We start from the raw sequence: 15117 nt of genomic DNA, 5'->3' as shown, positions 1-15117 counted from the left end.
GCCGCGCTAGAAGCGCTTGCGAAGGGTCAGGCGTATCGTGCGTCCCAGCGGATCGACTTCGTCCCGACTATAGTTGGGCGGCACCGTGCCGTCCGGGCGCGTAACCTGGCGATAGCCCCTGAAGAGATTGCGGACGTCGATCGAGAGCCGCACATTCTTCATCCAGCCGGACGGATCGCCCTTCCGCCGCAGACGATCCGGCTCGACGAAGAAGGACAGGTTGAAGATCGTCGCCGGCTTGAAATCCAGCGAGCCGGTTCCCCCCGGCACGGCGCGGTTTCGCAAATGGGTCGGGCTGCTCCAGGTTCCGTTCAGGCTGGCGCCGATGCCTCGTTTGCCCGCTGTGAGTAGAAGTGACAGCGAATGGCGGGACTGGCTGCCATCGTCGCCGAGCTGATCGATCGCCGGAATGCCGGATCGCGTCAGCACCTCGCTCTTGAGCCGCCAGCGATGATTGATCGACGCGCTGAACTGGAGAGGGTCGCCGCGCAGATTTGGCGATGGCGTACCCGAGCCCGGCCGGCGCGGTGCCGGCAGGCGCAGCGCGATCCCGGATCTCAAGTCCGCGTCGGTATCCCGTTCGAGATTGATGGGGCGCGCGTCGACCGAGATCAGCCGCCCCGCCGGGTCGCGCGTCACACGTTCCGGAAATGCCGCCTCGATGGCGGGAGTCAACTCGGGAAAGGGAATGACGCCACCAGTTGCGACCTGTTCCCGATAGCCCAGGTTCAGCGTCAGCCTCTGATCGCCAAAGGGCCGCAGCTGCACTGCCAGCGAGCGGTTCTCCTGGCGGCCGCGGCCGAGCCGGGGATTGCCTCCGGTGATCCAGATGGCGTCGACGGTCTCCTGCCGGGCATAGTCGAAGATTCGGTTGACGCTGGATATGACCGCTCCGTCGAGCTGCTCGAACGAAGGCGTCGTTTCGCTATGTTCCAGCGACCCGCGAAACTGAAGGACGGGAACGGGAGACCAGGTAACCCCGCCGCTGAACCGGCTTTGCAGCCCGCTGCCCGATTGCACCTGGCCGCCTGCGGACAAGTCGATCGAAAGGTCGCCAAGCGGCCCGCCGCCCCTTCGCGACAGGGGCACGCCGATCCCGATCGCCCCGCTTGCCAATTCGCGCGTCGCGGACGATTGGGCCAGGTCTTCGCTTCCCGCGCTTGTGGTGACGGAGCGGCTGGCCGCGACCGCGAAATTCACGGTCAGCGGCCCGGCCGGCAAATTCAGGATCGCCTTGCCGGCGGTGGCCCGGGCATCGAGATTCTCTGCGCGCGTTCGATTTCGGCTCACCAGCAGGAGATCGTCGTTCAGCGGGCCATAGGGATTGAATGCGGGATCGCCGGCATCGACCAGCGCTTGCAAGCGCGTCACATCGACTCCGCGCTCGAGCAGGCTGTTGCTCCAGGCGCGAGAATAGGCGGCCGACAAGGAGGTTTCCCAGCCGCCGACCCTGCCTGACGCCGTCAGCGTCATGCCCAGCGAGGTCGAGCTGCTGTCGCTGCGCAGCGGCCGCGTGCCCGCGAAGGGGCGGGTCAGGATGACGTCCCGGGAGAAGGGCGACCAGGGACTGGCGGCAGGAATGACGGCGGAAACCATCGGGAGCCCGCGTAGCCCCTCGGAAGTGGTGCTGCTGGCATTGATCCCCAGCGATACGGAGAAGGCGCCGACCGGCCGGGTCATGCCCGCGTTGAAGGACAGGGTGCGCCTCGACGGCTGCAGCGTCTCGAAATCATTGGGGTCGACGGGATGGGCAGTGCCGGCGGTCGCGGCGAAATCCGCCAGGCCGGGCAATGGCGATAATGCGCCGGCCGGAAGCGCGGCGATGGTCACCGGCCGTCCCGCCAAGAGGCTGAGTGCGGGGTCGATCTCCATATTGTCCGGGCCGGTGACGAAGCCGATGCCGTCGAACGCTCCTTCGCGAGGCGGGATGCTGCGGGCGCTTTTCAGCAGGGCGCTGTCGAAGCCGATGCGCGCCTGTGCGTTCCAGCGAACGGGGCCGTTGATCGCCACTCTTCCGGCTGACAGTTCGCCGGCATATTGCCCGCCGCGCGTTGCCGCCGAGAACGCCGTATCGGCGGTCAGGCTGGCGAAATGCTTCTTCAGCGCCAGGTTCACGACCCGCCGCCCCGGCGGATAGCCATATTGCGCGGAGGCTTCGGGCTTCAGGATCTCGAGGCGGTTCAACGCTTCGGCGGGATAGGAAAGGATCGAGCGGTCGCCTTCGGCCGGGCGCCCATTGATGAGGATGACGGGCTGTTCGCCCGAGGGGTCGATGAAGGGCGCGAGGCGTTCGAGCAGCATGCCGATGCTGTCGGCGCCCTGGCCGGCGATCTCGTCTTCGCCGAATTCGGTTTCGGCCGCGACCCTGGCTTCGCCGTAGCGCTTGGCGGTGACGACAATCTCGTCGCTTGCCGTGGCCTTGCTTGCCGATGCGGATTCCTGCCCATCCGCTGTCGGGCCGGTTGTCGTGCTGGTGTCCTGGGCCCAGGCCGCAGGGCAGGGCGATATGGGTAGTGCGGCGGAAAGCAACAGCGCGAAACGAGCTGCATTCATCGGAGATCTGGCGCCCTTACCCAATGCCCACCTTTACCGCATGACATCCCGCGTCTTTCAAGCGCCATCGCTTCGAAAGGCCATGTCCTGGCGCTTTGCGCGGCTGCCGGGGCGGGATTCTCGGAAAAGGAAGCGGGCGCACGATCCGTGCGCCCGCCAGTTGGCCCCTCGACGTCTGATGCGGAACGTCGAAGTTGCCCTTTGCCTTTAGGAGGCGATCCCGACGACGGTGCAGTCCGGACCAGCGGTCGCGGCCGGAAGGAACGAGTCGATCAGGAATTCATGGGCCACGTCGTCCCAGGTCGCCGTGATATCGCCGGCGCAGTTGCCCGCGGTGATCGTGTTGACATACACGCCCAGCACCTTGAACTCGCCAGTGCTGGCGTTGAAGGTGTAGGTGTAGGGGTTACCCACGAAGCTCAGCAGCGAGCATGCCGAAGGCGTCGGCGGCGACGGGGGCGTCAGCGAAACGGTGACCTTGCTCGTGGTGGCGTCCACGATCAGTCCCACGCGGCACTGGAAGGCCAGGCCCTTCTGAACATCGACGAGCCCCGAATAGGTAGCGCTCGGCGGCGGAGTAACCTGCGCCATTGCCGACGTAGAGATCATCTGCGCGCCAAAAGTAGCGGCCGCAAGCGCGACAAATTTTGCAATTGCCTTCATGATCCATCTCCTGTTTTTTAGGAAATTATGCGCAATTATTGTTGCGCGACTCACACATACATTATGTATTTACGTAAAACAACATGAATCAAGGTTACTTTTTATCGAAAACTAGAATCTTTTGCTGATGTTAAAGCCAATGAGGCGAGGGTCCAGCGTGAAGACATTTGTCGTCAGGCCGGTGTCGTCCGAGTTGGTAAAGAAATCAGTGATCGGGGATTTGTTGAGCAAGTTCTTTACGTAGAGCTGAAAGGTCAAATCCGATTCTGGGCGCGCGAGAGTCACTGCCAGATTGATATTATCCCAGGCGTGGAGTCGATCATATTCGGTATTGTAAATGCGGGCATAGCTTTTTGACTGGCGATAATAATCGCCACGGAACGTGAGTTCCCAATTTCCGCTGTCCAGAAAGAAAGTATATTGTGCTCCGATATTCGCCGTCCAGCGCGGCGAATTCGGTAGCTCGTTGCCGGTCAGGTCAGCCGCGAAGCCGCGTCCGCCATTGGGTGCGCCGCTGCCGCCCTGATTGATGTTCAGGCCGACCGTGCTGGGATTGTACGGCGCGAACGCGTCGTAGGTGAAGCCCAGCACGTTGTAGTAGGGAAACTTGCTGGCGACCGCCGGATTGTAGGTGCCGACCCGGGTCGCGCCCGGGCAGAGCGAGGCCAGGGCGCCCGTGTTGCCGAGCGTCAGGGCTCGTTCGACGAACACCCTGGGCGCGATGCAGTTCGACGGAACCTGGATCCATGGGCGCAGCACCATCCAGTCAGGATTGCCCTGTGTCCGGTTCATCACGTCGATGGACTCCGAGCCCCGCTTCAGCCGCGTCTTGAGCAGGCCGAGATTGCCGTCGATGCGAAAGGCGCGCGACGGGCGCCAGGCCGCTTCGAATTCCAGCCCCATGCTCGTCGCGCCGAAATTCTCGTTATAGGCGATGCGATCGACGATCTGCGAGATCTGATAGTCCTTGTAGTCGTAGAAGAAGCCGGTGGCATTGAAGGTCAGGCGGCGATTGTCGAAGCTGTTCTTCATGCCGATCTCGAAGGCGTTGACGAACTCCGGCCTGAAGGTCTGCGGCAGGAACTGGTACTGCACGATCGACGGATTGAAATCGACGCGGGGCGGATTGGTGCCGCCGCCCTTGTAGCCGCGCGATGCCGACAGATAGACCAGCGTATCGTCGGTGAAGCTGAGGTCCGGCTTCCAGTCGAGCACGGCCCGGCCGGTGAATTCGCCCCATTTCTGTCGGATGTCGGGCAGCGCCGGATAGCCGCTGTTCACGCGCCCGCCGGTGATATCGCCGACCAGTGCCGGTCCGAACGGATTGTCGATGCCGCCGCCAAGCAGCAGCTGGCTGGGGATCTGGGTCGAGATCTTCTCGTCCCGTGTGTACCGCAGGCCCATCGTCAGCTTCAGGCTGGGAGCGAACTTCCAATATAGCTCGCCAAAACCCGCCCAGCTTTTGATCCGCACGCCGTTCTGGCTGAGAAAATAATTATGGCCTTGGTTGTTCAGGCTGCCGATCGGATTGCGATCGACATAGGGGCATTCGCGTCCTTCATAGCCAAGCGCGCAGGGAAGAAGCGTGCGCGCGCGGGGGGTGCCGCCGATGCTGTACCACCAATCGGCAATGAAGGTGAACATGTTGTTGAAGACGTAATAATCGTCCTTGGATTCGAAATTCAGATAATTGACGCCGACATTGAAGTTCAGCGGTCCGTTGAAGCTCGATTGCAGGCGAAATTCCTGCGACCATTGACTATTACGTGACTTACTGATGTCGGCGGAAATCATCCTGTTCGAGCAGCCCAGCTGGGGGTCGCAATAGATGCCGCCCGGCGTCGGCAGGTTGGTCGTGTCGACCGACCTGCCGAGCGTATCGAGGAGAACCTGGGAAGAATCGCTGAATATCGGGTTGCTGACGAACCGATTATAGTCCTGGGACGAGTAGAACCGATCCCGCGAATAGGCAGTCTGCGATACCAGCTGGAGCCCGTCCGACGGCCGGAACTCCAGGTTGAGCTGAATGACGTCGTTCCTTGCGCGAAAGACCGGATCGTAGCTTGTCGAGATCTCGCGCAGGTTGCGCGACTGGGTCACGCCGCCATAGGGATCGATGGGCAGAAGCGCGTTGACGATGGGGCCGCCGCGCCCGTCGGGGCGAGCGGGATTGCGTTGCTGGCCATAGCTGATCATGGCCGGCACCTCGAGATAGACGAGGCTGTACGCATTGGGCACGCCATAGGCGGCATCGTCGTAGATCGAGCCCGGCAGGCATCCCTGGCTGAGCTTGCCGCGCAACTGCGGGCTGGACACCGTGACGGCGCCGACCTTGGCAGGCCCCGGATCCCGGGTGCACAGCTGCTTGCCGGTGCGCGCGCGGTCGTCCTTCTCGTTGAAATGCTGCCAGATCAGGTTGGCGCTAAAATCGTCGCTCGGCTTCCACTGAACGATCGCGCGCGTCGACCACAGGTTGCGGCCGTTGACGTGGCGCTTGGTGAAACTGTTGTAGTCGAAGCCTTCTCGGCTGGTCCAGGCGCCGGCCACGCGGATGCCCAGCGTCTCGCCAAGCGGCATGTTGACCATGCCCGACGCCCGCATCGTGCCGTAGTTCCCGCCCTCCAGCTTGAGCTCGGCGGCGGGGTCATTGTCGGGCAGCGCGGGAATCACGTTGACCACGCCGGCGGTGGCGTTGCGGCCATAGAGCGTGCCCTGCGGCCCGCGCAGCACCTCGACACGGGCGAGGTCGAAGAATTCGGACTCGAACAGGCGGTTGCGCACCAGCGGCGTGTTGTTGAAGCTCACCGCGACGGCTGGATCGCTCGATGCCGAAACCGCCTTGGTCCCGATCCCGCGGATCGAGAAATTGTACATGCTGAAATTGCTCTTGGAGAAGGTGACGTTCGGCACCGCGCGGAGCAGTTCGGAGCCGCCTTCGATCTTCTTGTCGTCCAGTGCCTGGGCAGAGAAGGCAGAGACCGCGATCGGCACGTTGCGGATCGATTCCTCGCGCTTCTGGGCCGTGACGATGATTTCCGCCGGGCCCTCGTCCTGCGTCGCGCCGGGCGCCTCGCTGGTACCGGAGACCTGGACCGGCCGTGCGGCGGGAGCGGGGGTGCTGGAGGTGGGCGTGGCCGCGCCGGCGACCGGCAGCACGACATAGGTCTTCGCGCCCGTCTGGCGCGCGACCAGCCCCGTGCCCTGGAGCAGCGCGCCGAGTGCCTGATCGATCGTCATCTCGCCGCGCACCGATCCGGTGCGCTTCCCGCTGGTGTATTTCCGGGCGGCGATGATCTGGATGTCGGCCTGATGGCCCAGCGCGACGATGCCGGTTTCCGCGGCCTGGGCCGATACGTCGAAGCTACGCCGCTGCGCCGAAGCCGATGGTGCAGTCACTGCAAAGATGCACGCAGTTGCCCCCAACAGGGCGGCACGCCCCCGCATAATCCCCATGTTCTTCCTCTCCCTTGCGGGCTTTTTCGCCCGTCATCCCGCAAGAGTCTCCGGCGGAGATTTTCCTTTTTATTTTCGTGGCCGGCCGAGGCGAATTTCGTTCGGGTCGCTGAGGTCGATCGGCACGCCCAGGCTTTCCTGGACGGCCATGGCGAAGCCTTCGAGGTCGTCGGTGCGCAGCGTGCCGTCGAAACTCTCGCGGGCGATGCCGGGATCGACGATGACGAGCTGCCGGCGATTGTAGCGGTTGAACTCGGCGGCCGCATCGGCGAGCGTGACGCCGGCAAGGTCGATCTTGCCTTCTCGCCAGGCGAGCGCCCGATAGACCGAACTCGCACTCGCGGGCGCCCGGACGACTGCGGCATCGTCCGCCACGAAGGCATGCTCGCCCGCGGCGATGCGAATGTGCGGCGCGCCGGCACCGCTCGTCCAGGCTTCCACCACGCCTTCCGTCACGAAGATGTCGGCGCCGGCCTGACGCCGCCGGACGGCAAAGGCGGTCCCCACCGCCTGCACGCGGATCTTGCCCGCCTCGACCAGGAAGGGGCGCTTCGAATCCTTGGCGACCTGGAACCACAGCTCGCCCTGCCGGATCCGGACGAGCCGCTGCGCCGCCTCCAGGTCGACGGAGGCGAGGCTGGCGGTGTTGATCACCATCGTCGAGCCGTCGGCGAGCGGCACGCGGCGGATCTCGCCGATCTGTGTGCCATAGTCGGTGCCGTGGCCGAGCAGGAACGCCGCCCCCGCGAGCGATGCGGCCATCGCCGCGCCGCCGCCGATCAGGAAGCGCCGGCGGCCGGCGCCGAAGCGCCTGTCCCGCGCCTCGAGCGATTCCCCGTCGGCATTGGCCGGCCGCAGCGAGTCGAGCGTCGCCCAGGCCGCCTGGGCCTGCAGCAACGCGCCTCGCCGCCGGGGATCCGCGTCGAGCCAGAGCGCCAGTTCGGCTTCGTCGGTGTCGTTCCATTCGGCGCCGTCCATCCGCGCGACCCAGCGCGCGGCTTCGTCCTGGATCTCGCGTGCGCTCTGGTGGGTCATGACCGGCGCCCTCCGTCCGCGCGGGGCGCGCCTGCCTCGAAGCCGTTCAGCCAGGCCGTCACTCGCCGGTCCTCGTCGCGCCAGACGCGCAGGATCGTCTGGACGCCGTGATGGACGTCGTTCTCGACCACGCTTTCGCTGACGCCCACGCGGCGGGCGATCTCCTTTTGCGAGATGCCCTCGATCTTGCGCATCTCCACGATGCGTCGGCAGCGTTCGGGCAGCTTCGCCATGATCGCGCGCAGCCGCGCATAGTCCAGCCGGCCCGCGGCTTCCCGTTCGGGGGAGGGGCTGTCGTCGATCGCATAGGTTTCGATCTCGGCGATCATGTCGATCGATACGATCCGGCCGCGCTTGAGTCGCTGGAGCAGCAGGTTGCGCACGATCGAGAAGAAATAGGCGCCGGGCCGGGTGATATGGTCGACCGTGTCGAGTGCGGCGATCCGGCAATAGGCTTCCTGAACGATATCATCGATGTCCTCCTCCGAGACGCGTGCGCGCACGAGCCACGCCCGTACCGTGCTCTCGTACGGGATCACGGTTTCCGCCACCCACGTCGCTCTCAGGCGACGTCGTTCGAAGTTCGCCCCCTTCTTCGTCGTGCCTCTCCTGCCTTTTGTTCTCTATCTACGCGACTTCTTGTCGTTCGTGACTGTTCAGATACCTGACCAACGAATTTCCTTATTGCAAGTGGCGGTTTTTTTACGCCGCGCTCGTCTCAACTCCGCCTTCCCATAACAAATGGTTATGCGGCAACGCGGCTTTCGAACGTGGCGCGGCGCCGTGTTTGGGCAATCATGCGGCTCAAGGCATCGATCGGGGTATTCAATGATTGCCAGTCCTTATCTCCTGTATCTCGGCCATTCGAACGATGAGGTGGGAATCAAGACGTCGCGCGGCCTGGCGGTGTTCCGTCCGGACGATTGCGTCGGCGAGTTCCGCCATGACGATTGCGGATTGACGCTGGGGCTGTCGCGCATGGGCTTTGCGGAGGCAGTCGCGGCGGGCGCCAGGACCCTGGTGCTCGGCATCGCCAATGCCGGCGGCCGCATGAGCGCCGATCTCGTCGCCGATGCGATCACGGCGATCGAGGTCGGGCTCGACGTGGCGTCCGGCCTGCATCACCGGCTGCGCGAGGAGCCGGCGATCGTCGCGGCGGCGGCGCGGCACGGGCGCCAGCTGCACGACGTGCGCGATCCCCGGCCGGGCATCCCGGTCGGCAACGGCAAGCGGCGCGAGGGCAAGCGGCTGCTCACTGTCGGCACCGATTGCTCGGTGGGCAAGATGTACGCGACGCTCTGTCTCGAGCGCGGCATGCGCGCGCGGGGCATGGCCGCCGATTTCCGCGCGACCGGCCAGACCGGCATCCTGATCGCCGGCAGCGGCGTGCCGCTCGACGCGGTCATCGCCGATTTCATTTCGGGCGCGATCGAGGATATCTCGCCCGCGCGCACCGATGGCGGCTGGGATCTCATCGAGGGGCAGGGATCACTGTTCCACCCCTCTTTCGCCGGCGTCTCCACCGGCCTGCTGCACGGCGCCCAGCCGGCGGCGCTGGTACTGTGCCACGATCCCATGCGCGCGCACATGCGCGGCCTTCCGCATTATCCGGTGCCGGGGCTGAAGGAGACGCTGGAGGCCAATCTGGCCGTGGCGCGGCTCACCAGCCCCGAGGTGCAGGCAGTCGGCGTCGCGCTCAACACCTCCAAGCTGGCGCGCGCGGAAGCCGAGCGGCTCTGCGCCGAGACCGCCGATGCGCTCGGCCTGCCCTGTACGGACCCCTATGCCATGGGTGTGGACCCCATCATCGACAGGATCGACCAATGCTTCGAAGCCTCATCGCGCGTAGCGACGCTTTCGCTCTAGCCACGCCGTTCCGCATCTCGCGGGGCGTGAAGACAGTTGCCGAGGTGGTGACCGTCGCGATCGCGGCCGATGGGGCGACCGGGCGCGGGGAGGGGGTTCCCTATCCGCGCTACGGGGAGTCGATCGAAGGCGCGCTGGCGGAGATCGAAGCCGCCCGCGGCGCGATCGAGGCCGGGGTTTCCCGCGACGAACTGCTCGCCCTGATGCCCGCTGGCGCCGCGCGCAACGCCGTCGATTGCGCGCTCTGGGACCTGGAGGCGAAGCTGGCCGGGCGCAGCGTTCCCGAACTGCTCGGCATGGCGCCGCTCGGTCCGACCGCGACGGCGATGACCGTCAGCCTGGACGCGCCCGGGGCGATGGCGGTGGCTGCGCACCGCCTGGCGGACGTGCCGCTCATCAAGATCAAGGTCGACGGCAGCGATCCCGAGGCACAGATCCGGCGTGTGCGCGAAGCGGCGCCGGGCCCGCGCGTGATCGTCGACCCGAACGAGAGCTGGACGATCGCCGAAGTCGAGCGGCTGCAGCCACTGCTCGCCGAGCTGCGCGTCGACCTGCTCGAACAGCCGCTGCCCGCTGGCGAGGATGCGGCGCTGGAAGGGTTCGCACCGCTGGTTCCGATCGCCGCGGACGAATCCGCCCACATCGCCGGCGACGTCGCGGCGCTCGCCGGCAAATATCAGGTGGTCAACATCAAGCTCGACAAGACGGGCGGCCTCACCGGGGCGCTCGCGCTCGCAGAGGCCGCCGCCGCAGCCGGGCTCGGCGTGATGACGGGCAGCATGATCTCGACTTCGCTGTCGATCGCGCCCGCGCTGGTGATCGCGGCGCGGTCCGGCTTCGTCGATCTCGATGGTCCGCTGTGGCTGGCGGAAGACCGGCCGGGCGGCGTTCGCGGCGCCGGGGGCATGCTGTCGCTGCCGGCGCCCGGCTTCTGGGGAACGCCATAACCGAAAGTAATAAGCAAATGGGGGAGTCGCGTCGGATGGTTCGGGGTCGAAAGCTGAAGATTGGCGTAGCGGCAGGTATCGCGCTGGCCGCCGCCGGGGTGGCCCTCGCACGGGGAGGCGGCCCGGAACCGGCCGCCGACCTGATCCTGCGCGGCGGCACCATCTATCGTGGCAACGCCGCGCCTTTCCGGGGCGATGTGGCGATCCGCGGCGATCGCATCGTCTATGTCGGCCCGAAGGCGCCGGGCAGCGCCGCGAAGATCATCGACGCGACCGGGCTGATCGTCGCGCCCGGGTTCATCGACACCCACACCCATGTCAACAATGCCCTGGCGTCCGGCGATCCTGCTGCGCGGCTCGTGCTGCCATTTCTCACCCAGGGCGTGACGACGGCCTTTATCGGCGTGGACGGTGGCGGCGATCCCGACATCGCCCGCACCTTCGGCCGCGACAGCGGAGCGAAGGGCGGTGAGGGAGAAGCGGCGCTCGGCCAGTCGAGCCGTGACTATGGCATCAACTTCGCCACTTATGTCGGCCTCGGCGCGGTCCGGCTGAAGGTGATCGGCCCGGACGATCGCGCGCCGACCCCGGAAGAGCTGGCCCGGATGCAGGGGCTGGTCTCCTCGGCCATGTGCCAGGGCGCGCTGGGGCTCTCGACGGGACTGTTCTACGCGCCGCAGAGCTTCGCCAAGCGTGACGAGGTGGTCGCGCTGGCCCGCGCCGCCGCCGAGAAGGGCGGCATCTATGACAGCCATCTGCGCGACGAATCCTCCTATACGATCGGCCTGAAGGGCGCGGTCGCCGAAGCGATCGAGATCGGCCGCGAGGCGGGCATCCCGGTCCACATCGCGCATATCAAGGCGCTGGGCGTCGACGTGCAGGGCCAGACCGGAGCGATCATCGCGCAGATCGAGGCGGCGCGGAAGGCGGGGCAGGTGGTCCATGCCGATCAATATCCCTGGTCCGCCTCGGGAACCGGGCTGTCGGCCGCGCTGATGCCGCGCTGGGCCCAGGATGGCGGGCGCGCCGCGATGCTCAGGCGGTTCGACGATCCTGCCGCGATGGCCAAGATGCGGCCGGAGATCGCGGACAATCTGCGCCGGCGCGGCGGCCCCGCATCGCTGCTGATCACTTCGGGCCCGGCCGACGCGGAGGGCAAGACGCTGGCCCAGGTCGCGACGGCTGCCGGCACCGACCCGATCGACGCCGCGATCGCGATCCTGCGCAAGCGCGAGGCGGGCGTCGCGTCGTTCAACCAGAGCGAGGCGGACATCGCTGCGTTCATGCAACAGCCCTGGGTGGTGACCAGCTCGGACGCGTCGCAGGGCCATCCGCGCTATTATGCGTCCTTCGCCCGTAAATACGCGACCTATGTGAAGGAGAAGCAGGTCATCGACCTGCGCGCCTTCATCGATCGCAGCACCGCCGTGACGGCGGCGATGTTCGGCCTGGAAGGGCGAGGGCAGCTCAAGGCCGGCGCCTTTGCCGATGTGATCGCGTTCGATCCCGGCCGGTTCGCGCCGCGGGCCGACTATGTCCATCCGGCGCGGTTCTCCACGGGCATGCGCACGGTGATCGTCAACGGCGTGGTCGCCATCGAGAATGGCGAGCCGACCGGCGCCGCCGGCGGCCGCCCGCTGCCGCGCCAGCCCAGGCCGGGGAGCTGCCGATAAGCGACTGACGGGGAAATCGCAGGAAGGAGCCGATGCGGTGCAGCCGGAGCAACCGGCGCACGAGTGGCATCATCGCTCGACTACACTGAGGAAGGGGAAGAAATATGACAAGATCATCGAGGGCCGCCTCTCTGTCCGCGCTGGCGATCGCGCTGCTTTGGAACGGTGCGGCATATGCGCAGGAAGCGCAGAATGCCGAGCCGGCAGCCGAGACGCCGCAGACCGAGATCACCGTCACCGGCACGCGCATCCAGCGCAACGGCTATCAGGCGCCGACGCCGCTCACCGTGATCAACGCGGAGGACATGGCGGCGAGCGCGCCCGCCAACGTCGCCGATTATGTCAACGAGATCCCGTCGCTCGTCGGCAGCGTGACGCCGGCCAATTCGAACCTCAACATCTCGGCCGGCACCGCCGGCGTCAACGCGCTCAACCTGCGCGCGCTGGGCACCGCGCGCACGCTCGTGCTGCTGGACGGCCAGCGCTCGGTGGGATCGACCGTCGGCGGGCTGGTCGACGTCAACACCTTTCCGCAGGGACTGATCAAGAGCGTCGAGATCGTCACCGGGGGCGCCTCGGCCGCCTATGGCTCGGATGCCGTGTCGGGCGTGGTGAACTTCATCCTCGACAAGGAATATTCGGGCCTCAAGGGCACGGTTGAATATGGCATCTCCACTTATGGCGACGCGCCCAACTACCGCGCGACGCTGACCGCCGGCACCGGCTTCGCGGGTGGGCGCGGCCATATCCTGCTCAACGGCGAACTCGCGGTAAAGGAAGGGCTGCACGGCGTTCCGCGCGACTGGAACAACCGTGGGTGGTACATGATCAACAACCCCGCCTATGTGGCGGGGAACGGCCAGCCGGAGCGGCTGGTGGTCTCGGGCGCCGGGCTCAGCCAGGCGACGCGGGGCGGCATCATCCTCAACACCGCGCTGCGCGGCACCCAGTTCGGCTATGGCGGTGCGGTCAGCCAGTATAATTTCGGCACCAACCGCGATCCCTGGCAGATCGGCGGCGACTGGCAGTCGACTCAGGTCAACGGCTTCCAGTCGCTCGATCCGGAGGAGAACCGCAAGAGCCTGTTCGGACGCGTGAGCTTCGAAGTGGCCGACTGGCTCAACCTGTTCGGCCAGGCTTCCTATGCCAAGTCGCAGAATCTCGGCTGGCTCGGCGTGCAGCTCAACCAGGCGAACGTCACGATCCGTTCGGACAATGCCTATATCCCGGCTTCGGTCCGTGCCCAGCTCGGCGGCATCGCCAGCTTCACACTGGGCACCAGCAATGCCGATCTGCCGATCCGCAAGAACGATACCGAGCGCGAGCTGCAGCGCTATGTGGTGGGCGCCAATGGCAGCTTCCCGCTATTCGCCGGCACCGCGCGCTGGGACATCTATTACCAGAAGGGTGTCAGCCGCACGCGCGAGATGGCGCGCGACATCACCAACAATGCGCGGCTCGCACTGGCGCAGGATGCGGTGTTCGCGCCGGCCGGGAATGCCATGGGCGTGCCGGCGGGGACGATCGTGTGCCGTTCGACGCTGACGGCGCCGACCAATGGCTGCGTGCCGCTGAACCGCCTCGGCATCGGCGTCGCCAGCCCCGAAGCGCTCGCCTATGTCCTCGGCAATCCGTATCGCCGGCAGAAGTTCGAGCAGGATGTCGTCGCCGCCAACCTGGCGTTCGACGCGTTCGCGCTGCCGGCCGGCCCGGTCTCCGTCTCGGTCGGCGGCGAGCATCGCCGCGAGAAGGTGAGCGGCTTCGTGCCCACCGAATATCAGAGCGGCTGGTTCGTCGGGAACTTCCTGCCCAGCTTCGGCCAGTACAGCGTGACCGAAGGCTATGTCGAACTCGCGGTGCCGGTGATCAAGGGGCTCGACCTCAACGGCGCGGTGCGCGGGACCGATTATTCGACTTCGGGCTATGTCACAACCTGGAAGGCGGGCCTGACCTTCCAGCCGATCCCCGACATCCGCTTCCGTGCCACCCGCTCGCGCGACATTCGCGCGCCCAATCTGGGCGAATTGTTCACCGCCGGATCGACGCGGATCAACGTGCTGATCGATTCCTCGCAGAACAACGCGTCGGTCACCTTTGCGGGCACCACCCGCGGCAACGCCCTGCTCCAGCCCGAAAAGGCCGATCAATGGGGTGTCGGCGTGGTGTTGCAGCCGAGCTTCCTGCGCGGCTTCGCGATGTCGGTCGACTATTACAACATCAAGATCAACGGCGCGATCGGATCGGTCGCCGCCCAGACGATCGTCGATCGCTGCAACGAAGGCATCCAGGCCTTTTGCGCGGCCGTGGTGCGCGGGCCCAATGCGTTCGGCAACAACCTGCAGGTGTATGAGAGCCCGTTCAACTTCGCGGTGCAGAAGGCGCAGGGCATCGATTTCGAGGCTTCGTACCGGACGCGCGTCGGCCCCGGCAACTTCTCGCTGCGCGGCATGGCGACGCGCTACATCAAGAATTATTTCGACAACGGCATCGACGCGCCGACCGACACGGTGGGCCAGAACGCCCCGGGCGGCACCCCGAAATGGCTCTACCGCGCCCAGGCCAGCTATGATGTGGACGATTTCAACGTCACGCTGATCGGGCGCGGCGTGAGCGACGGCGTCTACGACAACAGCTTCGTCGAATGCACCAGCGGCTGCCCGACTTCCACGGTCACCCACCGCACGATCAACGACAACCGGATCAAGGGCGCCTTCTACCTCGACGCCTCGTTCACCCAGGGCTTCAAGATGGGGGGGAGGGACGTGCAGCTGTTCTTCAACGTCAGCAACCTGCTCGACAAGGATCCGCCGGTGGTGGCGCCGGGACCAGCGGGCAGCGCCTATGCGACGCCGGCGACCAACCAGTCGATCTACGACCTGCTCGGGCGGACCTTCCGCATCGGCGCCCGGTTCAAGATGTGAAGGGAG

At 66.0% G+C, this 15117-nt stretch carries 9 protein-coding genes; 4 read left to right on the top strand and 5 right to left on the bottom strand.

All coding sequences use genetic code 11. From position 1 onward, the window contains the following. Window positions 1-6: 6 nt before the first annotated feature. The 5 genes from FFS08_RS17790 to FFS08_RS17770 all read right to left on the bottom strand — a co-directional run bounded on the left by FFS08_RS17790 (window position 7) and on the right by FFS08_RS17770 (window position 8255). Complete coding sequence (locus FFS08_RS17790) at window positions 7-2553, bottom strand: TonB-dependent receptor (RefSeq protein WP_137863072.1); 2547 nt, start codon at window positions 2551-2553, stop codon at window positions 7-9. 207 nt (window positions 2554-2760) lie between these two features. Further along, window positions 2761-3216 (bottom strand): PraA/PraB family alkane oxidation protein activator, encoded by a 456-nt coding sequence (locus tag FFS08_RS17785; RefSeq protein WP_137863071.1) that lies wholly within the window; start codon window positions 3214-3216, stop codon window positions 2761-2763. A gap of 111 nt (window positions 3217-3327) precedes the next feature. Next, window positions 3328-6612, bottom strand: a complete 3285-nt coding sequence (locus FFS08_RS17780) for a TonB-dependent receptor (protein WP_249341105.1) — start codon at window positions 6610-6612, stop codon at window positions 3328-3330. Between the two features lie 126 nt (window positions 6613-6738). Continuing rightward, on the bottom strand, window positions 6739-7704 hold the full coding sequence (locus FFS08_RS17775; RefSeq protein WP_137863070.1) for a FecR family protein: 966 nt from the start codon (window positions 7702-7704) through the stop codon (window positions 6739-6741). Continuing rightward, window positions 7701-8255: an RNA polymerase sigma factor gene (locus FFS08_RS17770; protein WP_249341104.1), complete on the bottom strand. Its 555-nt coding sequence runs from the start codon at window positions 8253-8255 to the stop codon at window positions 7701-7703. The genes FFS08_RS17775 and FFS08_RS17770 overlap by 4 nt, the downstream gene beginning before the upstream one ends. Window positions 8256-8532: 277 nt before the next feature. Here FFS08_RS17770 and dgcN point away from each other — a divergent pair, with 277 nt between their 5' ends. The 4 genes from dgcN (at window position 8533) to FFS08_RS17750 (ending at window position 15111) form a co-directional block, all read left to right on the top strand. After that, window positions 8533-9570, top strand: coding sequence for an N-acetyltransferase DgcN (gene dgcN / locus FFS08_RS17765; protein ID WP_137863069.1), 1038 nt, complete (start codon window positions 8533-8535; stop codon window positions 9568-9570). Then, window positions 9528-10517, top strand: coding sequence for an N-acetyl-D-Glu racemase DgcA (dgcA, locus tag FFS08_RS17760; RefSeq protein WP_137863068.1), 990 nt, complete (start codon window positions 9528-9530; stop codon window positions 10515-10517). The genes dgcN and dgcA overlap by 43 nt, the downstream gene beginning before the upstream one ends. 35 nt (window positions 10518-10552) lie before the next feature. Continuing rightward, entirely contained in the window at window positions 10553-12190 is a 1638-nt protein-coding gene (locus FFS08_RS17755; protein ID WP_137863067.1) for an N-acyl-D-amino-acid deacylase family protein, read from the top strand. Between the two features lie 104 nt (window positions 12191-12294). Continuing rightward, window positions 12295-15111, top strand: coding sequence for a TonB-dependent receptor domain-containing protein (locus FFS08_RS17750; protein WP_137863066.1), 2817 nt, complete (start codon window positions 12295-12297; stop codon window positions 15109-15111). The last annotated feature ends 6 nt before the right edge of the window (window positions 15112-15117 follow it).

Source organism: Sphingomonas sp. 1F27F7B, from assembly GCF_005503355.1.
Classification (GTDB): Bacteria; Pseudomonadota; Alphaproteobacteria; order Sphingomonadales; family Sphingomonadaceae; genus Sphingomonas.
The sequence above is the reverse complement of the archived record's forward strand: the minus strand, read 5'-3'. Positions and strand labels throughout refer to the sequence as shown.